General features: G+C 62.3%; 17 protein-coding genes. 3 read left to right on the forward strand and 14 right to left on the reverse strand.

What is annotated here, in order from left to right:
• From tnpA to ACFO3S_RS16260, 3 genes are all read right to left on the reverse strand, one after another.
• The coding region (tnpA, locus tag ACFO3S_RS16250; protein ID WP_378098317.1) for an IS200/IS605 family transposase at positions 1–224 on the reverse strand (224 nt) is incomplete at its 3' end.
• A 441-nt stretch (positions 225–665) separates the two neighbouring features.
• Complete coding sequence (locus tag ACFO3S_RS16255) at positions 666–1,925, reverse strand: NAD(P)/FAD-dependent oxidoreductase (RefSeq protein ID WP_378098320.1); 1,260 nt, start codon at positions 1,923–1,925, stop codon at positions 666–668.
• Between the two features lie 362 nt (positions 1,926–2,287).
• A complete protein-coding gene (locus ACFO3S_RS16260; protein ID WP_378098323.1) occupies positions 2,288–2,488 on the reverse strand; it encodes a cold-shock protein in 201 nt (66 codons plus the stop codon).
• Between the two features lie 294 nt (positions 2,489–2,782).
• Between ACFO3S_RS16260 and ACFO3S_RS16265 the strand changes: the two genes are divergently transcribed.
• Positions 2,783–4,819 carry a molybdopterin-containing oxidoreductase family protein gene (locus ACFO3S_RS16265; RefSeq protein WP_378098326.1) on the forward strand — a complete coding sequence of 679 codons (2,037 nt, stop codon included), beginning with the start codon at positions 2,783–2,785 and terminating at the stop codon, positions 4,817–4,819.
• On the opposite strand, the gene ACFO3S_RS16270 is transcribed toward ACFO3S_RS16265, so the two are convergent.
• A complete protein-coding gene (locus tag ACFO3S_RS16270; protein ID WP_378098329.1) occupies positions 4,814–5,803 on the reverse strand; it encodes an oxidoreductase in 990 nt (329 codons plus the stop codon). The two genes, ACFO3S_RS16265 and ACFO3S_RS16270, sit on opposite strands and share 6 nt — an antisense overlap.
• 95 nt (positions 5,804–5,898) lie before the next feature.
• Positions 5,899–7,008, reverse strand: coding sequence for an acyl-CoA dehydrogenase family protein (locus ACFO3S_RS16275; protein ID WP_378098332.1), 1,110 nt, complete (start codon positions 7,006–7,008; stop codon positions 5,899–5,901).
• A gap of 146 nt (positions 7,009–7,154) precedes the next feature.
• Here ACFO3S_RS16275 and ACFO3S_RS16280 point away from each other — a divergent pair, with 146 nt between their 5' ends.
• On the forward strand, positions 7,155–8,252 hold the full coding sequence (locus ACFO3S_RS16280; RefSeq protein WP_378098335.1) for a carbohydrate kinase: 1,098 nt from the start codon (positions 7,155–7,157) through the stop codon (positions 8,250–8,252).
• Positions 8,253–8,260: 8 nt separating this feature from the next.
• Positions 8,261–9,169: a pseudouridine-5'-phosphate glycosidase gene (locus ACFO3S_RS16285; protein ID WP_378098640.1), complete on the forward strand. Its 909-nt coding sequence runs from the start codon at positions 8,261–8,263 to the stop codon at positions 9,167–9,169.
• Positions 9,170–9,250: 81 nt separating this feature from the next.
• Here the strand turns inward: ACFO3S_RS16285 and infC are convergent, their stop codons facing one another.
• From infC to ACFO3S_RS16330, 9 genes are all read right to left on the reverse strand, one after another.
• On the reverse strand, positions 9,251–9,742 hold the full coding sequence (gene infC / locus ACFO3S_RS16290) for a translation initiation factor IF-3 (RefSeq protein WP_378098338.1): 492 nt from the start codon (positions 9,740–9,742) through the stop codon (positions 9,251–9,253).
• A gap of 17 nt (positions 9,743–9,759) precedes the next feature.
• A complete protein-coding gene (locus tag ACFO3S_RS16295; protein ID WP_378098341.1) occupies positions 9,760–10,551 on the reverse strand; it encodes an energy-coupling factor transporter transmembrane component T family protein in 792 nt (263 codons plus the stop codon).
• A complete protein-coding gene (locus ACFO3S_RS16300; RefSeq protein ID WP_378098642.1) occupies positions 10,505–12,076 on the reverse strand; it encodes an ABC transporter ATP-binding protein in 1,572 nt (523 codons plus the stop codon). Before ACFO3S_RS16300 ends, ACFO3S_RS16295 begins: the two co-directional genes overlap by 47 nt.
• 125 nt (positions 12,077–12,201) lie before the next feature.
• The gene (locus tag ACFO3S_RS16305; protein WP_378098344.1) at positions 12,202–12,810 is read right to left on the reverse strand and encodes an ECF transporter S component; all 609 of its coding nucleotides are present in this window, start codon (positions 12,808–12,810) and stop codon (positions 12,202–12,204) included.
• A gap of 541 nt (positions 12,811–13,351) precedes the next feature.
• On the reverse strand, positions 13,352–14,032 hold the full coding sequence (locus tag ACFO3S_RS16310; RefSeq protein ID WP_378098347.1) for a YdeI/OmpD-associated family protein: 681 nt from the start codon (positions 14,030–14,032) through the stop codon (positions 13,352–13,354).
• Positions 14,033–14,147: 115 nt separating this feature from the next.
• A complete protein-coding gene (locus tag ACFO3S_RS16315) occupies positions 14,148–14,570 on the reverse strand; it encodes a PaaI family thioesterase (protein WP_378098350.1) in 423 nt (140 codons plus the stop codon).
• 37 nt (positions 14,571–14,607) lie between these two features.
• A complete protein-coding gene (locus ACFO3S_RS16320) occupies positions 14,608–16,392 on the reverse strand; it encodes an acyl-CoA dehydrogenase family protein (RefSeq protein ID WP_378098353.1) in 1,785 nt (594 codons plus the stop codon).
• A 568-nt stretch (positions 16,393–16,960) separates the two neighbouring features.
• Entirely contained in the window at positions 16,961–18,145 is a 1,185-nt protein-coding gene (locus tag ACFO3S_RS16325; protein ID WP_378098356.1) for an acetyl-CoA C-acetyltransferase, read from the reverse strand.
• A gap of 247 nt (positions 18,146–18,392) precedes the next feature.
• On the reverse strand, positions 18,393–20,792 hold the full coding sequence (locus tag ACFO3S_RS16330) for a 3-hydroxyacyl-CoA dehydrogenase/enoyl-CoA hydratase family protein (protein ID WP_378098358.1): 2,400 nt from the start codon (positions 20,790–20,792) through the stop codon (positions 18,393–18,395).
• Positions 20,793–20,797 lie beyond the last annotated feature (5 nt).

The following is a 20,797-nucleotide window of genomic DNA, read 5'->3' on the forward strand; positions in this document are numbered from 1 at the left end:
TCCGACACACTCAACTTTGGTGGAATACTCACCAACATATGAATATGATCTGGACACGCTTCTGCTTCGTGGATCTCTACACCTTTGCGCTCACATAATTCTCGAATGATTTTCCCAATTTCTCGCTTCAACTTCCCGTAGATCACTTGCCGTCTATACTTTGGTGCAAATACAATATGGTATTTGCAGTTCCAGCGCGTATGTGCTAGACTGCTCTTATCCATTCCCTTGTCCTCCTTGATTTGATGGTGCGGTTGGCAGACCGGCTACCATCTTATCATAAAGGTCAAGGGATTTTTACTCATAGCTATAAGCTTTCCTGAACCCCCAGTCGAACTGGGGGTTTTCTTAGACAATAAAAAACCCGGCTGCGCGCGCAACCGGTCTCGTCCGGGCGTCCGGGCTATTCGAGGGAATCGGCCTGAAGCCGGCCGCATGTCCGTTGGGCATGCCGTACTGTAGGATAGACGTAAAAGCGGAGCCAAAGGTTACAATTGCCGCTTCCCGAAAAGAAAGAACGGGCGGAGCTGGAGCGGAGGATCATTCGACTTTCTTCGCCTTCGACCGGAAGGCAGCGCAAGAGCTCGGGGACGGAAACTGGCGACGAAGAGAATCAAAGAGGCATGCCCCCTCGACGACGGAGGGGCATGCCTCTTCCTTCTCGGTTACGCCTGCGCCGTAGCGCCGCCCGGGGCGGACGCGATCAGTCGGCCGATCTCCGCCTGCAGATCCTCCGGCTCGCTGGCATAGTTATACATGCCGAGGAACGTCTCCGTCGCTCTCGGGTCCGTACCGACCAGGCGGTAAGCATCCAACGTTTCCTTGGGCACGGGAACGTTCTTCGTAAACTGGCAGCCGATCCAGAAGCGGGACATCAGCTTCTCCTCCATCGCCGACTGGTAGGCCTCGCCCATCGACGCCGCATGAGTTCTCCACTGATCCGCGGGATACCGCGAGAGAATATCCGTCAGCAGCCGCGCGCCGAAGATCGCGTCATGCATCCCTTGCCCGACGGCCGGATCCTTGAACGTAAGCGCATCGCCCAGCAGCGCCCAGCCTTCTCCCATTCCGACGTACCAGTCGTTGTCGTAGCCGTGCAGGCCGCGAATCGGCTCGACGAATTTGACGCTCCGGAACCTCTCCGCCAGCGTCGTATGTCCGAAGCCTTCCTCGATCAACTCCCGGAAGCCGGCCTGCGGATTCGAACGGAAGCGTTCCAGGCGAGGGAGATCGTTCAGCGGGAACATCCCCCCGACGACGAATTGCCTGTCGCTGGTCGGAAAGACGATCGCCAGCTTATCGCCGTTTTTGTAAAACTCCACATGCGTATCGCCTTCCTGCCGGAAGCCGGTCACGTATCCCACGTAGGAGGCGAAATCGGTCGGAAGCGAGATTTTGCGCTCGCTTCCGGCCCACTCTCTCACCCTTGAACGCCTGCCGTCCGCGCCGACGACGATCCGGGCCTCGAACCTTTCCGTTCGTCCCAGCCCGTCCCGCCGTTTGCCCTGCACGCCCGCGACCGCGCCGTCGCTTCGGAGCAGAGAGGTGACCTTGAAGCCCTCGATCGCCGTTACCCCTGGTTGGCTCTTAGCCTTCTCGAACAGAATCCGGTCCAAATACTTGCGGCGTACGCACAGACAGCCTTGAATGCCGTTCGTCTCGGGGAACCGACCGTCGATGACCGCCCCGTCGATATCGATATGTCCTCTGTCATAGAGAGGCGTGTCCGTCTTCAACAGCTCCTCCAATACGCCCATCTCCCGCAGCATGGCCAGCGAGTTGCTGAACATGTTATGCGTCGACAGCGTATCGCTTGGAAAAACCGTCCGGTCCAGCAGCAGCACCCTGTAGCCCGCTTTGGCCAGCCCGTAGGCCAGACAGGAGCCCGCTACGCGGGCTCCGACCACAATCGCATCATATTTCATCCCTGTTTCTCTCCTGTTCGCTCCGTCCCCCCAGGGACGGAAAATGATCTCCTCCCATCGTATCCTCTGCGTTTGTCATATGACCAGTTACGGCCGTCACCAAGACCGTCACTGAATAACGCGATTTCACCCGCAAAGGAATAGGCCTGCATGCCCGGTTGCGGTCGACATCCGTTCCGGCCAACCGAAGCCTCAACCTCAACCGCAAACCGCCAATCGCCCAAGCATAAACGGATCCCGCCGTCCTTGAGATCGGCGGGGTCACGTTTTATGCCGGAGGTGATTCAGACTTAACAAAAAGAGACCGCTCCTCCGATCGGCATAGCCGATTCGAGGAACGGTCTCTTCCAAACGCGTTATGCTTACAGCTTAACTACGTTTTCCGCTTGCGGTCCGCGGTTGCCTTGAACCACGTTGAATTGAACGCGTTGGCCTTCGTCCAACGTTTTGAAGCCGTCGCCCGTGATCGCGCTGAAGTGCACGAATACGTCGTTGCCGCCTTCAACTTCGATGAATCCGAAGCCTTTGTCAGCGTTGAACCATTTCACTGTACCCTCTTGCATGTATTTCACCTCCAAATAACGATTGCCTCATGAACTTTTTTATTCATACGAATAAAAAATTCACAAAACGGCAGGGTTAACTTCAAAATGATAACCCTTTCCATTTTGTGAATTCAGGTCACGATTTCGATAGTCTTCACTATAACAGGTTCCCATGCAAAAAGCAACTTATTCTTCTGTCTGAACTTAGTATGTCCCGGTTTCATTCATTCTATAAGTCAGCCGGGCGATTCCTCGCTCCCGCAACGCGGCCGTTATGAGCTATACTGGATAGGGAATGGAGTTGAAGTGAACATGTTCGCAACGGAGAAAAAAATCGTACGATCGGTCTGTCCGTTCGATTGTCCCGACACGTGCAGCCTCCACGTGACTCTTGAAAACAACGCCATCGTATCCATAGACGGAAATCCCGATCACCCAGTCACGCGGGGCGCGATCTGCAACAAAGTCCGGCATTTGCGCGAGCGCGTGTACCATCCCGACCGCGTGCTGCATCCGCTGCGCAGAACCGGCCCCAAGGGGACGCTCGAGTTCGAGCGGATCACCTGGGACGAAGCCTACGACGAGATCGTCGCCAGGCTGAACGCCGCCGTCGCCTCCAAGGGAGCGGAATCGATTCTGCCCTACAGCTTTTACGGCAACATGGGCATCCTGAACGCCGAGGGAATGGATCGCCGCTTTTTCCATCGGCTCGGCGCCAGCCGGCTGGAGCGGACGATCTGCAACGCGGCGGGATCGGCGGGCTACGGCTATACGATGGGCGCGTCCGCGGGCACCGATCCCGAGACGACGATCCATACGAAGTATGCCCTGATTTGGGGCTGCAATCTCGTATCGACCAACATGCACCAAGCGATGTACCTGACCGAAGCCCGCAAGCGCGGAGCGAAAATCGTTCACATCGACGTGCACCGCAACCGCACCTCGGCTTGGGCCGACGAATTCGTGGCGATTCTGCCGGGAACCGATACGGCTCTGGCGCTCGGAATGATGCATGTGCTGATCAAAGAAAAGCGGACGGACGAGCGGTTTATCGCGGAGTATACGAAAGGGTTCGAGGAGCTTGCCGCCCAGGCGGAGAACTACCCGCCGGAGCGGGTGGCGGCTGTGACCGGCGTTCCCGCAGAGACGGTCGTCCGGCTCGCCCGCGAATACGCGGGGACGACCCCTTCGTTCATCCGCATCGGCAACGGCCTTCAGCACCACGACAACGGCGGCATGGCGATCCGCACGATCGCCTGCCTGCCCGCTCTAACCGGCCAATGGGGCGTTCCCGGAGGCGGAGCGATCAAGGGCAACAGCCATTATTCCGCCGTTAACGCCTATAAGCTGGAACGGCCGGACCTGCTGCCGGACCGCAGCGTCCGCTCGATCAACATGAACCGGCTCGGCGAAGCGCTGCTCGAATCGAAGCCGTCCGTCGACGTGCTGTTCGTCTACAACAGCAATCCCGCGGTCGTCGCGCCCGACCAGAATCGGGTGCGCCAAGGACTGATGCGGAACGATCTGTTCACCGTAACGCACGACCTGTTTCTGACCGACACTTGCAAGTATGCCGATCTCGTGCTTCCGGCGACGAGCCATTTCGAGAATCTGGATTTGTTCTCCTCTTATTGGCATCTGCACTTGCAGCTTCATGAGCCGATTCTGGAGCCGATGGGGGAATGCAAGTCCAACTTCACGCTGTTTAAGGAGCTTGGGCTGCGCATGGGGTTCGAGCCGGAGACGTTCGAGCTTACCGAGGAACAGATGATTCGCGAGGCATTGGAATACGAGAGCCCGTACCTGGACGGTCTGACCTACGAGGAGCTGAAGCGGGAAGGTTCGGTGAAAATGAAGCTGGGCCGGCCGTCGCTCGTTCCGGAGCGTATTCCGACGCCCTCCGGCAAAATCGAGCTGTTCTCGGACCGGATGCAAAGCGCGGGCCTGCCGCCCGTGCCGGAATATACGCCGCTTCGGGAGCCGGCGGATTATCCGTTCCTGCTTGTGACCGGGCCGAACCACAGCTTCATCAATTCCACGTTCGGCAATCAGGACCGGCTGAAGAAGCTGGAGAAGGAGCCGGCCGTCGATATGAACGCCGAAGACGCCGCCGCCCGGGGCATCTCGCACGGCGATTCGGTGCGAATGTGGAACGGGCGCGGCGAGGTTCGCCTGAAGGCGAAGGTCGCGGATACCGTGCTGCCGGGCGTACTCGTCACGCAAGGCTTGTGGTGGGAGCACGGCAACGACGGCGTTCAGGCCGTCAACGCGCTGACCTCGCAGCGGCTGGCCGATCTGGGCGGCGGGGCGACCTTCTTCTCCACGCGGGTCGAGGTCGAGAAGCTATAGCTTAACGACGATTCGGCCGCGAGACTTGCCGGCGAGCATGGCGGCCATCGCCGCGGGAACGCCTTCGAGCGGGATTTCCGACGACAGCTCGTGCAGCTTGGCCGGGCGGTATTCGGACGCCAGCAGCTCCCACGTCCGCCGTCTGGCCGGCAGCGGAACGAACACCGAGTCGATGCCGATCAGACGCACGCCGCGAAGAATAAACGGGAATACGGTGGCCGGAAGATCCGTTCCTCCCGTCAGCCCGCTGGCGGCGACCGTACCGCCGTATTTCACGCCGGCCAATATCGCAGCAAGCGATCGGCCGCCCACGCAATCGACGACGCCGGACCACCGCTGCTTGTCCAACGGGCGGAGAGACGCCGGCGTCAGCTCGGCCCGATCGATCACGCTTCGCGCTCCGAGTCCGAGCAGCTCCTCCTTCGCCTCCGGCTTGCCTGTGCTGGCCGTCACCTCGTAGCCGAGCTTCGCCAGAACCGCCGTCGCAACGCTGCCTACGCCGCCGGTTGCTCCGGTGACCAGCACCGGCCCGCCTTCCGGGACGACGCCGTTGTCCTGCAGCGCCCGAACCGACAGCGCCGCCGTGAAGCCCGCCGTCCCGTAGATCATCGCTTCCTTGAGCGTTAATCCGTCCGGCAGCGGAATCGCCCAGTCGGCCGGGATGCGGGCATACTCGGCGTATCCGCCGTAATGGGCAACCCCAAGCCCGTAGCCCGTCGCCAGAATCGCATCCCCTTCCCGATAGCGGCCGTCCTCGCTGGAGACGACGGTGCCCGCCAGATCAATGCCGGGAACGAACGGGTAGCCTTTCACGATGTTGCCGTCGGGCGCTGCGGCCAGAGCGTCCTTGTAGTTCAGGCTGGAGTAAGCCACGCGCACCAGCAGCTCCCCTTGCGGAAGCTGCTCATTCTTAAGCAGACCGACCTCGCATTCATGGCTCCCGTCTTGCGTACGATTCACGACCAGCGCTCTGAAAGTATCCATGCTTTTCCCCTCCCGAGATTAGCCTTTCCCTTTCAGTTTACTCCTTCTTCGGGGGATCGGGTAGCGGCGGCGCCGCTTTTGCCCGTTAGACCGGCTCAGGCCTGGGGGGCCAGCGCCGCGTGCTGCGCGACCGTATGAAGATCCCGCCAAATGCGGTTCACCGGATGGTCCTCCATCAGCACGGCCATGCCGAGCAAGGGGAAAATCGTATGCGCATACGCTAATGTGCCCCCGGCCAACTGCCGGCACGCCCGTCCGACCTCCTCCTGATCGGCCTCCGGCATTCCCCCGGAAGCGAGGAAGACGTCCCATGTCCGTTCCACCGTCTCGTAAAACCCGGCCGCGTCCGCTTCCAGCTTCGCCTCCTGCTCGGAGATCGCGCGCTCCGCGCCATCGGCTCGTCCCGGCTTGGCGGCCTCCCATTCGGCGCGTTTGGCGGCGACGAACGAACGGGACTCCGCGAGCAAATGCCGGCCAATGCCGAGGCATACGGCGGCGAACGACGTCTGGGCGAACGGCAGAAACGGATAGCGGAAAATGGGATCGTCGTAGTGGGGCGTGCTCATAATACTGAAGGTGCGCTCTTCGGGCACGAACGCGTCGTCCACCGCCATCGAATGGCTGTCCGTGCCTTTCAGGCCGAACGAACGCCAATCGCGGACGAGGCGGACCTGCTCGGGCAAAAACGCGAACGACCGAATGTCCGGCTCCGCTCCCGCGCCCCGGTCGATGCGGCAGTTCGCCGTATACAGGCTGGCGAACGTGGAGCCGCTGCAATATTGCCACTGACCGCTGACCCGGTAGCCTCCCTCGACCGGACGGGCGACTCCGTTCGGATGCCCGCTGCCGGCCACAACCGCGTTCGCCGGGCCGAACAGCTCTCGCGCCTGCGCCGGCGGCAGCGCCGCCGAGAAAAATCCGCCGCCCGAGCCGATCGTCACGAGCCAGCCGAAGCTCCCGTCGATGGCGGAGGCCTCCGCGAAGACGCGCAGCGCCTCGGGCAGCGGCAGCATCAAGCCGTTCAAATCCACCGGCACGAACAGCTTAAACAGCTTGGCCTCATAGATGCCCGCAAGCACGTCCGAGGGCAGAGCGGTTCCTTCGGGCAAGTCCGCATACCGTTTGGCCGCCAGCGCAAGCGATTCCGGGATTCTGCCTGTAATCTCGCCTGCTATCCCGCCCGTTTCTGCTGCCGATTTTGTCATGTTGATGTTCCTCTTTTCTTCCTCTCGCCCTTTTGGGGACGAACCGCCCCTTCGAGGACAAAAGTTTATTTTATGGACAATAGTTTATCTAGGGTGTATGATGAACTTGCTTTCAGTTTTCATTAGAAATAAAGGAGGATCGGACAATGGACCGCGAGCGCCAAATTATGGACCTGATCCGCCACAATCCTTTTATCTCGCAGAACGACATCGCCGCCAGCGTCGGCATTTCCCGCTCCGCGGTAGCCGGCTATATCGCGGCTCTGACCAAGCGGGGCGTCATTCGCGGACGAGCCTATATCACTGCGGAGGAGAATTCCGTAATATGCATCGGCGGAGCCAACCTGGACACCAAGGCGACCGCCAAGCAGCGCATCCGCGCCGGCTCCTCCAACCCGGCCGTCGTCGCTGCGTCCAGCGGGGGCGTTGCCCGCAATATCGCGGAGAACTTGGCCCGTCTGAGCTGCGCCGTCTCCCTGCTGACCGTCGTCGGAGACGACCAAGCCGGACAGTGGGTACTGAAGGAAACGGCCGCTTCCGGCGTCAACACCTCGCTTGCCCGGGTACTGGCCGGCGAGAAGACCGGAACGTACACCGCCCTGCTCGATCCGGACGGAGAAATGTTCGTCGCATACGCCGACATGGAAATCTACGACCGCTTCACCCCCCAGCTCCTGCAGGAGACATGGCCGCACATCGCCTCATCCAAGCTTGTCGTCGCCGACGCGAACCTGCCGGCGGAGACGCTCGCCGAGCTGGTCAGCCGATGCCGCGACGGCTCGCTGCCGCTGCTGATCGATCCGGTCTCCTCCGGCAAAGCGAAGAAGCTGCCGTCCGACCTGACCGGCGTGACCGCGATCTTCCCCAATCTGGAGGAAGCCGCCGAGCTGGCCGGAGCGGCCCCTTCGGACGAGCCGGACTGCGCGGAGCTGGCGCGGGCGATACACGAGCGCGGAGTCGCCCACGTCTGCATTACCGTCGGAGAGCAGGGCGTTTTCCATTCTTCTGCGGACGGGGAGCCGGCGCGCATCGCCTCGATTCCGACCGACGTCGTCGAGGTGACGGGAGCCGGAGACGCCTTCGTCGCCGGTGTCGCTTACGGCCTGCTGCACGACCGTCCTTACCGCGAGGCCTGCCGATTCGGACTCGCCGCCTCCCACCTGACCTTGCAGACCGACGAATCGGTCTCGTCGCGCCTGAGCGAGCAGACGCTCCAACAAACGATAGAGGAGAGATTCCCATGAACAACGCCATCAGCCAGTACTTGACCTACACGGACGAAGTCCGCGAGGCGATCGCCTCCGGCAAGCCGATCGTCGCCCTGGAGACGACGATCATCTCCCACGGCATGCCCTATCCGCAAAATATCGAAATGGCCCGCACCGTCGAGCGGATCATCCGCGAGCAGGGAGCCGTTCCGGCGACGATCGGCATCATGGACGGCCGCATCAAAATCGGCTTGAACGAGCAGGAGCTGGAAGCTTTCGCCACATCCCGTTCCGTAGAAAAAGTCAGCCGCCGCGACTTCCCTTATCTGCTGTCCTCCGGCAAGATCGGCGCGACGACCGTGGCTGCCACGATGATCGGCGCGGCGCTGGCCGGCATCGAGGTGTTCGCGACCGGCGGCATCGGCGGCGTGCACCGCGAGGGCGAAACGACGATGGACGTCTCGGCCGACCTGACCGAGCTGGCGCAGACGAACGTCGCCGTTGTCTGCGCGGGGGCCAAGTCGATTCTCGATATCGGCCGCACGCTCGAATATTTGGAGACGCACGGCGTGCCCGTCATCGGCTACAAGACCGACGAATTCCCGTCGTTCTACGCCCGGGAGAGCGGCTACGGCGTCGACTTCCGGCTCGACGAGCCGTCGCAGGTGGCCGACGTGCTGAAGAAAAAATGGCAGCTCGGCTTGCAGGGCGGCGCCATCGTCGCCAACCCGGTACCGGCCGAATCCGCCCTTCCGCAGGCCGAGATCGAAGGCGTCATTCAGCAGGCGCTAAGCGAGGCCAAAGAGCAGCACATTACCGGCAAGAAGGTGACTCCGTTCCTGCTCGCCCGCATCAAGGAGCTGACCGGCGGCCGCAGCCTGGAGACGAACATCGCGCTCGTCTACCATAACGCCAAAGTGGCGGCGCAGATCGCCGTCGCGCTGAAAGCCTGATCCCCGATCGCGGGGGACGGACGGGCTCCGCCGCTTGCCTCACCGCCCCCCGCCGCATGCCAAGCGGCCGCCGGACAGCCCCTAGCGAACGGGGTTGACACGAACGGCCGCTTGTTTGCCGCTGAGCTGGATGCCGGTCTCCTTGCGGCCGACCTCCGCAAGGTCCTTCAGCAATTGCTCGAGCAGCTCCTTCGCCCGCTGCCCTTCCTTGCCTTGAATTTTCACGACGAGCTGCACCGCGTCGCCGGAGGCGAGCAGCTTCTCCGCCTGGCGCCGCTTCGTCTCGTAGTCGTGATCCTCGATATGGGGCGTCAGGCGGATTTCCTTCACCTTCGGAGGCAGCGCGGCCTTGCGCTCCTGCTGCTTCTCCTTGGCGGCCGCCTGCTTGGCCGTGCCTCGCGCCGTCAGTCTGCACAGAGGCGGGCTGCTCAGCAGCGAGGTGCACACCAGATCCGCCTTCAGCTCGCGCGCCAGAGCCAGAGCCTCGTCTCTGGAGACCACGCCCAGATCCTCTCCGTCCACTCCCGTCAGCCACACCTCGGAAGCTTTTATTTTCTCGTTCATGATCAGCATGCCTTTATCCCCTTTGCTCATCGCACATCGGCAATGCCGACGTACGGCCACTGGGTTCCCAGCGCAAGCGACAGCCCGAACAGAGCCGCCGTTGCCGCTCCGAAGACGATATCCCGGTAGCTGAACCCGATATCATAATAATAGGTTCTTCTCGCCTGCCCCGCAAACCGCTTCGCCTCCATCGCGACCGCAATCCGGTGCGCCCGGCGGATGCTCTGCGCCAGCAGCGGAATCGCATAACGGCGCCACGTCTGATAGAACGTCTTCAGCTTGCCCTGCTTCCTCATCCCCCGAACCTTCAGCGCGTGGCGCAGCGTCTGGAACTCTTCGGCGAGAATCGGGAGCATCCGCATCGCGGCGAGAAAGCTGTAGGCGTATTTCGGCGGCAGCTTCGCCTTCTGCATCAGCGCGTAGAACAGATCGACCGGCCGCGTCGTCAGCCCGAACAGCAGGCCGACCGCAGCCATGCTCAGCGCCCGGAAGCCGAGATGCAGCCCGCGGTAAAAGCTTTCCTCGGTAATGTTCACGATGCCCCACGAAAACCACGGCGTCTCCCCTTTGCCGAAAAACATCATCCCCGTCGTCGAGGAGACGAAGACGAGCAGGAACGGAGAGGCGTACAGCAGCAGTCTGCGCCAAGGGTGCCCGGACCAGAGGAGCAGGAGGACGGAGCCGGCCGCCACGTTCGCCATGACGCTGAAATCGTGAATGAGAATGACCGCGAAAAACCAGAGAGAAAACAGCGCGAGCTTCACGACAGGGTTAACGCGATGAAGCCACGTCCGCCGGTGCGGAAAGGTCAATTGCATCCGTCAGCCTCCCTTCCCGGACGCGCCAGATCCCCGAGCCATAACGTTCCGCGATGCGAGCATCGTGCGTCACCATGAGGATCGCCATCCCTTCCGACCGGAGGCGTTCCAGCAGGGCCAGCAGGGCGAACGTGTTCCGCGCGTCTAGCCCGAACGTCGGCTCGTCGAGCAGCAGCAGCCGCTGGCCGCGAACGATCGCGGAAGCGACGCTGAGCCGTCTCTTCTGTCCCATCGACAGCTGATAGGGATGGCGGCTCGCGCATTCGGCCAGCTGCAGCTCCTCCATCAGACGTTCGCTTCTCTCTCTCCGCTCCCCCGCATCTACTCCGTCGACGAGCAGCGAATACTCGATCTCGTCCCGGACCGTATGCGTAACGAATTGAAATTCCGGGTTCTGGAACACAAACGCCGCATACTCGGCCACTTGCTCCGTCTTCCGAAGCTCCCGTCCCGCCACCTTGCAGAGCCCTTCCGTCTTGATCAGGCGCATGATCGCCAGCAGGAGCGAGCTTTTGCCCGCTCCGTTGCCGCCCATAACGGCGATCCAGTCTCCCGGCCAGACCTCCGCGCGATCGACCCCGATGACCGGCTTCGCCCCTCTGAGCCCGCAATAGCCTTCAAGCTCGACGATCGGCTGACCCGAACGTGCGGCATCGGGACGTCCGGACGAATTCCGGGCCGCCCCCCTTCTCTCCGCGCGCGGCGGTGCGGGGATCGTCCGTTCCCCGGTCTTCATCCGTTCGACATCCCTTAACCGAGAGCCCGGCCGTCTTCCGAGCTTCCGGTCGCGATCCTCCCAGATGCCCGGATACCAAATTCCGTAACGGATCAGGTCGGAACGATGAAGCGCGAAAACGTCCGCCGCCGCGCCGTCCGCCACGATCTCCCCGCCGGGCCCGAGAACGACGATCCGGTCGAACAGATCGGCGATTCCCTCGATTTTGTGCTCGACGGCGATCAGCGTCATGCCGTCCGCGACCGAACGGATCGTCCGCCACACCTGCTCCGTGCCTTCCTCGTCGAGCAGCGCCGTCGGTTCGTCCAGAAACAGCACCTCCGGCTCCGTCGCCAGCGCAGACGCGATCGCCAGCCGCTGCTTCATTCCCTGGGAGAACGTCTGGATCGGCGCGTGCGGGTCGGGCAGGCTCAGGCCGACCTGCCGCAAGAGCCGGGAAATGCGATCCGGCATCTCCTCTCGCGGCACCTGCAGATTCTCCAGCACGAAGGCCAGCTCTTCGTCCGCATAGGGCATGCAGAACTGCGTGTCCGGGTCCTGGAAGACGTATCCCCATCGCTCAGGCACGATCGTCTCGTCCGCGATCATCGGCACTTCGATCGAGCCGGGAATCAATCCGCTCAGCACCTGGAGCAGCGTCGACTTGCCGCAACCGCTCGGCCCGAGCAGCAGCGTATGCTCCCCCTTGCGAAAAGCGAGGGATAGACCCCGGAACAGCAAGGTGTCCTCTCCGGGGAATTTCAGCTTCAGACGGGAGACGGACGCCGCGTCGGCATCGGGCAGCGGCATTGCAGGCGACCGCTCCGGAGGAGCTGCCGTCTGAGCCGTCGGTGCGGATGCGCCGGTGCGGATCGGCGCCGAAGCGCCAGCCGCGGGCTTCGACGCAGGGCTGCCCGCGGCTGACGCGTTCCCCGTCATGCCCGGTGAAGCGCGTCGAAGTCCTGTTTCGAAGCGGGACGCAGCACCTTAGTGACGCCCGTCAACTCCAACGCCTTGGCCAAGGAATACGCGAAGAGGCCCGCGATAACGACGCTGCCGATCAGCCGCAGTCCGATGAACAGCGCATAGCTCCACGCGGTGAGCTGCTCGATGTAGCTGTAGCCGAAATCCAGCACCAGCGAACCGGCCGCCGCGCCGATGGCCGCCAGCGAGGCGACCCACACCGAGAAACTGCGGTACAGGAAAATCGCGAATACGATCTCGGCCCCAAGTCCTTGCAGCAGCCCGTACCATAGCGTCGAGATCCCCCATTCGCTGCCGAGCAGCGCGCTCACGCTTGCGGCCGCGACTTCGGCCAGCACCGCCACGCCCGGCTTGCGGATGACGAGGAACGCGAACGTTCCGGCCAGAAACCACATGCCGTACGACAGCTGCTCCGCATGCAGGCCGAGCGGCTTAAAGACGTCGTACATCGGCCCCCATATTTTGTAGATAATGCCGAATACGACCGCGATCACGATCGTGACCAGAATATCGGTCAATTTCAATCCCCGGGACTTCGTCCCTTGTCCGGCTTGCGCCATAACCTGACACTCCCTCTCCAGAATGATGTTGCTTCTTGAACGCTTGAACGGGCGACCGACCGCATGATCCGGCCCCTTCCGGCTTTGCACAACGCAAGCCAAAACGCCTTCGGCGGCCTCTAGACGCAGAATCGCTTTTTTGTCGGAGGTGATTCGGAAAAGGATAGCGAATTTGATCCTTCCCGTATCACGTAAAAAAAGCCCGCCCCTTACGAGCAGGGCAGGCTAGCGCACGGCATCCGAAGATACGCGACCAAAGTTGTCTCTACGCTGGCATTACCCAGATCAGATCGACGGTCAGCGGCATACGGCCGCAATCTCAGCCTGACTTCATCAAGCACCCGTTTCTTTGCGATTCAATTATCTATAACTTATCTCATGCGCACGGTTTTGGCAATATGCGATTGCCGATCCGCCGGTCCGCTTCCGCCGTCCTCGACCATGCAGGATGCGTTTGACGGTTGATTTGTTTCAATCCTCTTTTACAGCTTGGAAAAGCGAAAAGACGGCGATCGTTACCGTCCGCCAAGAATTTTTCCTCCTATTTCCCAGCCTGCCGATAGAGCTCGCGGCTTTTGTAGCCGGCCTGGAGGATCGCTTTCATCTCCTGCCGCCGATTCTCCCGCGTCTCCTCCTGCTTGGCGCTGTAGACGTAGCGGGCCCAATCCTTGCGATAGCCCGGGGTAAGCGACCGGTAGAAAGCCAGAAGCTCGGGAGAATCGGACAAATCCTGCTCTACGCTCGGGATCAGCTCTACGTAGTCGTCCACCCTCTGGCTCGGCTGAGCCGTGCGCGGCGACGGCGCCCCCTTGCTCTTGGAGTCTTCCTTGAACCCGACGACGGTAAACGTGTCGTCCAGTCCGACCATCCTCGCGAACTTGACGGCGCTTCCCGCGATATACCCGTCCTCGTCGGCTCCGAGCCCCGGGAACAGCTCGTCCCGATGAATAGAAGTCGCGTACTTTTTATTGCCCATCTTCGGATAGGCGACGAACAAATATCCGTTCGGACGCAGCGCTTGCTCGGCAATTACGCGGCCGACAAGGGTTTTCATCGCCTCCATATCCAGCGCGAAGGAGAAGATCAGATCGTACCCGCCGTCCTTGAGCGATGTGTCGTACCCCGTCAATTCCGTAAAATAATCCGGCCCTTCCGGCTGGTCCAATATCGCGACCCGCTCGTATTTGCGCAAGTTCAGTTTATCCACGATCGTTTTCGACATCGTTTCATCCTCCAGGCGATTATCGTTTGTACGAACATTATAGCCGATAATCGCCCGGACGGATTCATTCTTTCTCCAACCGCCCCGGCCAAGAGCATCCGATGGGCTGGAGGCGTTACTCCAGCAGGCGAAACGTTCCCGTCCCGAACGCCAGCAGCTCGCCTTCCTCGGTTCTGACGCGCGCCTGCGTCGTCACCGTCTTGCGGGACAGATGCGCGATTTCCGCTTCGACGAAAATCCGGCCGGCTCCGACAGGCGCGACGTAGTTCAGGTTCAGGTGCGTCGTTACGACGCCGACGTCCGGACGCGCGATCATCGCCGCAAGCCCCATCGCGGAATCGATCATCGTCGCATGCACCCCGCCGTGAAGGATGCCGATCAAATTCAGATGGTGGGGCTTCACGTCCAGAGACACCACGATCCGCCGTTCGTCCACCCGCTCGAACGAGCAGCCGACCCAGCCCCAGAACGTCGACTCCGCCTTCGCCTTCCACTGTTCCATCTCGGGAGGCAGCTCAATTTCTTTATCGGTCCCCATCCGTTCGTCCTCCTTTCCCGCGTCTGCCATTGGGCCTTCACACGACGTACTTTTCCGTTTCGATCACTTTGGCCGCGATCCGCCGCTTCAGTCCGATCGTATCGACCGCCGCCCGGCGTCCGAGCTTCTTCAGAATGGACAGCTGCGTCCGCAGCAGGTCTCCCGACTCCATCGCCGCCAGCGCCTCCCGAGCCCGCTCTTCGACTTTGCCGAACTCCTCGTGGACGAAAACGGTCGTCATGTCGATCGCGTTGGCCGCTTTGGCTTCGCCGCTCCGGCCGAGCAGCTTGCGGGCGCGCAGCAGCGCGCTTTCCATCGCGAACACGGAGATCAGCATGTCGCCCAGATGGCTGAGCACCTCCTGCTCCCGGTCCAGCTTCGTCTGATACTTCTGCACCGCTTGGGCGCCGACCATCAGAAATATCTTTTTGGCCATGGCCAGCAAATGCGTCTCCTGCTCCAGCGTCCCGCCGAACTCCCGGCTCGGCATCGGCTCCAGCAGTTCGGACTGAAGCGCCGTCGCCTTCTGCAGCAGCGGCAGCTCGCCCTTCAAAGCGCGTTTGATTAAAGCTCCGGGAATGAGCAGCCGGTTGATCTCGTTCGTCCCTTCGAAAATGCGGTTAATGCGCGAGTCCCGGTAAATGCGTTCGATGCGATACTCCTGAATGTAGCCGTAGCCCCCATGGATCTGCACGCCCTCGTCAGCGACGAAGTCGAGCGCCTCCGAGCCGAATACCTTGTTGATCGAGCATTCGAGCTGGTATTCTGCGATCGCCTTGGCCGCCTGAAGCCCGACGTTGTCCGCGCCGTGATCGACCTCGGCCAGCCCTTCGTCGAACAGCCCGGCGGTGCGGTACACCATGCTCTCCAGCGCGTAAGAGCGAATATTCATCTCCGCCAGCTTCTTGCCGATAAGCGGGAACGAGGAGATCGGGCGGCCGAACTGCACGCGCTCGTTGGCATACTTGGCGGACAGCCCGATCGCTTCCTTGGCGGTTCCGAGCGTTCCCGCAGCCAGCTTGAAACGGCCGATGTTCAAAATGTTGAAGGCGATCAGATGGCCTTTGCCGACTTCCCACAGCAAGTTTTCGGCCGGCACCTTGACGTCCTCCAGAATAAGCGGGCAAGTGGACGAGCCCTTGATGCCCATCTTCCTCTCCTCCGGCCCGATGCTGACGCCGGGCATCGTCCGCTCGACGATAAACGTGCTGAAGTCGGTTCCGTTCACCTTGGCGTACACGATGAAAAGGTCGGCGAAGCCGGCGTTCGTAATGAACTGCTTCGTGCCGTTCAGCACGTAAAACTTGCCGTCGTCCGAAGGCGTTGCCGTCGTCTTCGCTCCCTGCGCGTCCGAGCCGGAGGACGGCTCCGTCAAGCAGTAAGCGGCCAGCTTCCGGCCCGAGGCCAGCTCCGGCAAATACTTGCGCTTCTGCTCCTCGGTGCCGAAGTAGACGATCGGCAGCGTGCCGATGCCGACATGCGCTCCGGCGGACAGCGCGAAGGAGGAAGCCTTGGCGAAACGCTCGCCGATCAGCGTCGTGCCGACTTTGTCCAGGCCGAGCCCGCCGTAGGCTTCGGGCACGTCCGCGCCCAGCAGGCCGGTCTCGCCCGCCTGCCGCAGCTTCGCGACGGTCAGTTCGTAGTTCAGCTTCTCGATCGCTTCGTCATGGGGCGCGATCTCGGCCGCGATGAAATCCTCGGTCGTCTGCGCGATCATCCGCTGCTCCTCGGTGAAATCCTCCGGCGTCACGATGCGGTCTGGGCCGATGTCCTCGATGACGAAGCTTCCGCCGATTACCTTGCCGCTTAGCGCCTTGCTCATCGCTTTCCTCTCCTTCTCGAATGATCTGAACACGCGACTGCCCGGCTTGCTTCCTGGGGCCGCAGCCTCTAGGCATTTTTGGCCCTCTTGGAGCAGGGGCCTCAGCACCGAGGCACTTTTTTGGCCTTCGCGGAGCCGGGGCCGCGGCACCGAGGCACTTTTTTGGCCTTCTCGAAGCCGGGGCCTCAGCACCGAGGCACTTTTTTGGCCTTCGCGGAGCCGGGGCCTCAGCACCGAGGCACTTTTTTGGCCTTCGCGGAGCCGGGGCCTCAGCACCGAGGCACTTTTTTGGCCTTCGCGGAGCCGGGGCCTCAGCACCGAGGCACTTTTTTGGCCTTCTCGAAGCCGGGGCCTCAGCACCGAGGCACTTTTTTGGCCTTCGCGGAGCCGGGGCCTCAGCACCGAGGCACTTTTTTGGCCTTCGCGGAGCCGGGGCCTCAGCACCGAGGCACTTTTTTGGCCTTCGCGGAGCCGGGGCCGCGGCACCGAGGCACCGAGGCACTTTTTTGGCCTTCTCGAAGCCGAGGCCTCAGCACCGAGGCACTTTTTTGGCCTTCGCGCGCCCTGCCTATCCCGCGTACACCTCGAACACGCCGGCCGCGCCCATCCCGCCGCCGATGCACATCGAGACGACGCCGTAGCCGCCGCCCCTGCGGCGCAGCTCGTGGAGCAGCGTCGCCGTCAGCTTCGTTCCCGTGCAGCCGAGCGGATGCCCGAGCGCGATGGCGCCGCCGTTCGCGTTCACCTTCTCCTCGTCGATGCCCAACTCGCGAATGATGTGCACGCATTGGGAGGCGAACGCTTCGTTAATTTCGAACAGCGCGACGTCGTCCATGCCGATGCCCGCCATCTTCAGCGCCTTCGGAATCGCCTTGACCGGGCCGACGCCCATGATGTCGGGATCTACGCCGGCCAACGCGAACGAACGGAAGGCGGCGAGCGGCTTCAGTCCGAGCGCGTCCGCCCGCTCCCGGCTCATGACGACGGCCGCTGCTGCTCCGTCGCTCATCTGCGAGGCGTTGCCGGCCGTCACCGTGCCGCCGAGCTTAAACGACGGCTTCAGCTTGCCCAGCGCTTCGACGTTCGTATCGGCGCGAACCCCTTCGTCCGTATCGAACGTCAGCCGCTCCGTCCGCAGCCTGCCCTTGTCGTCTACGCTTTTCCGCTCGACCGTCACCGGCACGATCTCGTCCCTGAACCTGCCCTCCGCGATCGCTTTCGCCGCCTTCGCATGCGATCTCGCCGCGAACGCGTCCTGATCGTCGCGCGACAAGCCGAACCGGGCGGCGACGTTCTCCGCTGTATGCCCCATGCCGATGTAGACTTGCGGCATTTCCTCGACGATGCGCGGGTTCGGTGAGATTTTGAATCCGGTCATCGGCACATGGCTCATGCTCTCCACTCCTCCGGCGATAATCGCGTCGGCATGGCCGAGCATGATCCGTTCGGCGGCGAACGCGATCGCCTGCAGCCCGGAGGAGCAGAAGCGGTTGATCGTCAGCGCGGGCACCTCGCTCGGAAAACCCGCGTACAGCGACATGATGCGCGCGAAGTTCAGCCCCTGCTCGCCCTCCGGCATCGCGCAGCCGATGATGACGTCCTCGACGTCCTCCTTCCGCAAGCCGGGCGTCCGTTCGACGACCGCCTCCAGCACCGCCTTGCCCAAGTCGTCGGCGCGCGTCTGCGCCAGGCTGCCCTTCTTCGCCTTTCCCACCGCGGTGCGCGCGACGGTCACGATTACGGCCTCTCTCATCGCCTTGCTCACTCCCCTGCAATGTTAGTTGCACTGCGAATTGCCCTTCATCGTTGCGAATACGGACTCCTTCATGCCCCTTTCGCTCCCCTACAATGTTAGTTGCGTTGCAACTACCCTTCATCGTTGCGAATACGGACTCCTTCATGCCCCTTTCGCTCCCCTGCAATGTTAGTTGCGTTGCAACCGCCCTTCATGGTTGCGAATACGGACTCCTTCATGCCCCCTCACTCTCTCCCCCGCAAAGTTAGTTGCGCAGCGGCTTGCCCTTGGTCAGCATGTGCTGCATCCGCTGCTGCGTCTTCGGCTCGCCGCACAGGCTGAGGAACGCTTCCCGCTCCAGATCGAGCAAATATTGCTCGGTCACGAGCGCGCCCGCCGGAACGTCGCCGCCGGCCAGCACGTGCGCCAGCTTCTTGGCGATCTTCAAGTCGTGGTCGCTGATGTAGCCGCTCTCCCTCATGCCGATCGCGCCGAGCTGAAGCACGGCCTTGCCCTCCGCGCCGGCGACGCGAATCCGTTCCTCGCGGATCGGCTCGTAGCCCGCCTGCGCCATCCGCAGCACGGCTTGCTTGGCCTCATAAATAAGATGGTCCTGATTCGCCAGCACGCGGTCCGTCTCGCGCAAGTAGCCGAGCCGCTTCGCATCGTGCCCGCTCGAGGACACCTTGGCCATGCCGATCGTCTCGAACGCCCGGTTCAAGTACGGCTGCAAATCGGCTTCCGGAAGCCCGGCGCTCTTGCCGATCCGAATCGCGAACTCCTTGCAGCCGCCGCCCGCCGGAATCAGGCCGACGCCGGTCTCCACGAGCCCGTAATACGTCTCGGCCGAGGCGATCACCTGATCGGCGGGCAGACACGCCTCCACCCCTCCGCCCAGCGTCATCCGGTGCGGCGCGGCCACGACCGGCTTTTCCAGCCTTTTCACGGCGTACATCGCGTTCTGGAACAGGCGGACAATGCCGTCCACTTCGTCCCATTCCTCATCCTGCGCTTCCATAAGCAGCAGCATCAGATTGGCTCCGACGCAGAAGTTGCGGCCCTGATTGGCGATGACCAGCCCCTCGTAATTCCGCCGTACCTCCTCGACGCTCTGCGTGATCATGCTCAGAATGTCGCCGCCGATCGCGTTGTTCGGGGAATGGAACTCCAGGCACGCCACGCCGTCTCCAAGGTCGATCAGACTGGCGCCTCCGTTGCTCCGGATCGTGCGTCCGCGCTCCTTCAGGCTGGGCAGGGACACGACCTCCGGCCGCTCCTCCGCCTGCCTGAATGTCCCTTCATGGACGTAGAACAGCAAGCCGTTCTCCTTGCGGTACAACGTCTCGTTCCCCTGCGCGATCCAGTCTTTCACCCATGGCGGAACCGGCGTCCCTTCCCGCTCCATCCGTTCAACCGAACGGGCGAGACCGATCGCGTCCCAAATCTCGAACGGGCCGAGCTCCCAGTTGAAGCCCCACTTCATCGCGTTGTCGATCTCCTCGATCGTGTCCGCGATTTCGCCGACCTTCTCCGCGGAATAGACGAGCACCTGCTTGAGCAGGCTCCACGCCAATCCGGAATAGCGGTCGCCTCCGGACAGCAGCGCCTTGATCTTCTCCCCGGCTCCCTTGGCCAGCTTGGCGGCCTCCAGCGAGCCGGAACCCGCCTTCTTCCGAGGCGAGTAGGTCATCGCGGACAGATCGAGCGAGGCGATCTCGCTTTTGCCGTCCGGCCCTTTCGTCTTCCGATAGAAGCCCTGCCCGGACTTCTCTCCGAGCCAGCCTCTGTCGACCAAGCTCTTCAAGGCCTGCGGAGCGCGGAACGCCTCCCTCTCCGTCTCCTCCCGGACGCTGCCGAAGACGTTGTCCGCCACATGCACGAACGTGTCGATGCCGACGAGGTCGAGCGTGCGGAACGTCGCGCTTTTCGGACGGCCCATCGCGGGACCGGTCACCGCGTCGATCTCCTCCACCGTATATCCGCCCGCCTCCATCTCCCTAAGCGTGGCCAGCAGCCCGTAGGTGCCGATGCGGTTGGCTACGAAGTTCGGCGTGTCCTTGGCGAGCACGACGCCTTTGCCGAGCGTTTTCTCGCAGAACGATCTCATCCGGTCGACCAGCTCCGGGTTCGTCTCCCGACCCGGCACGATCTCGAGCAGTTTCATATAACGAGGCGGGTTAAAAAAGTGGGTCCCCATAAAATGCCGCCGGAACGCCTCGCCGCAATGCGCCGACATCGCGTCGATCGAGATGCCCGACGTGTTGGACGAGACGATCGTTCCGGACTCCCAATAACGCTCGATCCGGGACAGCAGCTCTCTTTTCACCTGCAAATTTTCGACGACGGCCTCGATCACCCAGTCGACCTCGCCGATCGACGCCAAATGATCGTCCAGATTGCCCGGCGTAATTCGCTCCGCGAACGCCTCGTCGTAGAGCGGGGGCGGATTCGTCTTCTTCAGCTTGGCGACGGCGGCCGAAGCCAGCCGGCTGCGCACGGCGGGGTGCTCCGGCGTCAGCCCCTTGGCGGCTTCTTCCCCGGTAAGCTGCGCGGGCGTCACGTCCAGCAGCAGGCACGGAATGCCGACGTTGGCCAGATGGGCGGCGATGCCGGAGCCCATCATGCCCGAGCCGATGACGGCGGCTTTGCGAATCGGTTTGTTCATCTCCT

This window comes from Cohnella hongkongensis (assembly GCF_042654645.1).
Taxonomy (GTDB): domain Bacteria; phylum Bacillota; class Bacilli; order Paenibacillales; family Paenibacillaceae; genus Cohnella; species Cohnella hongkongensis.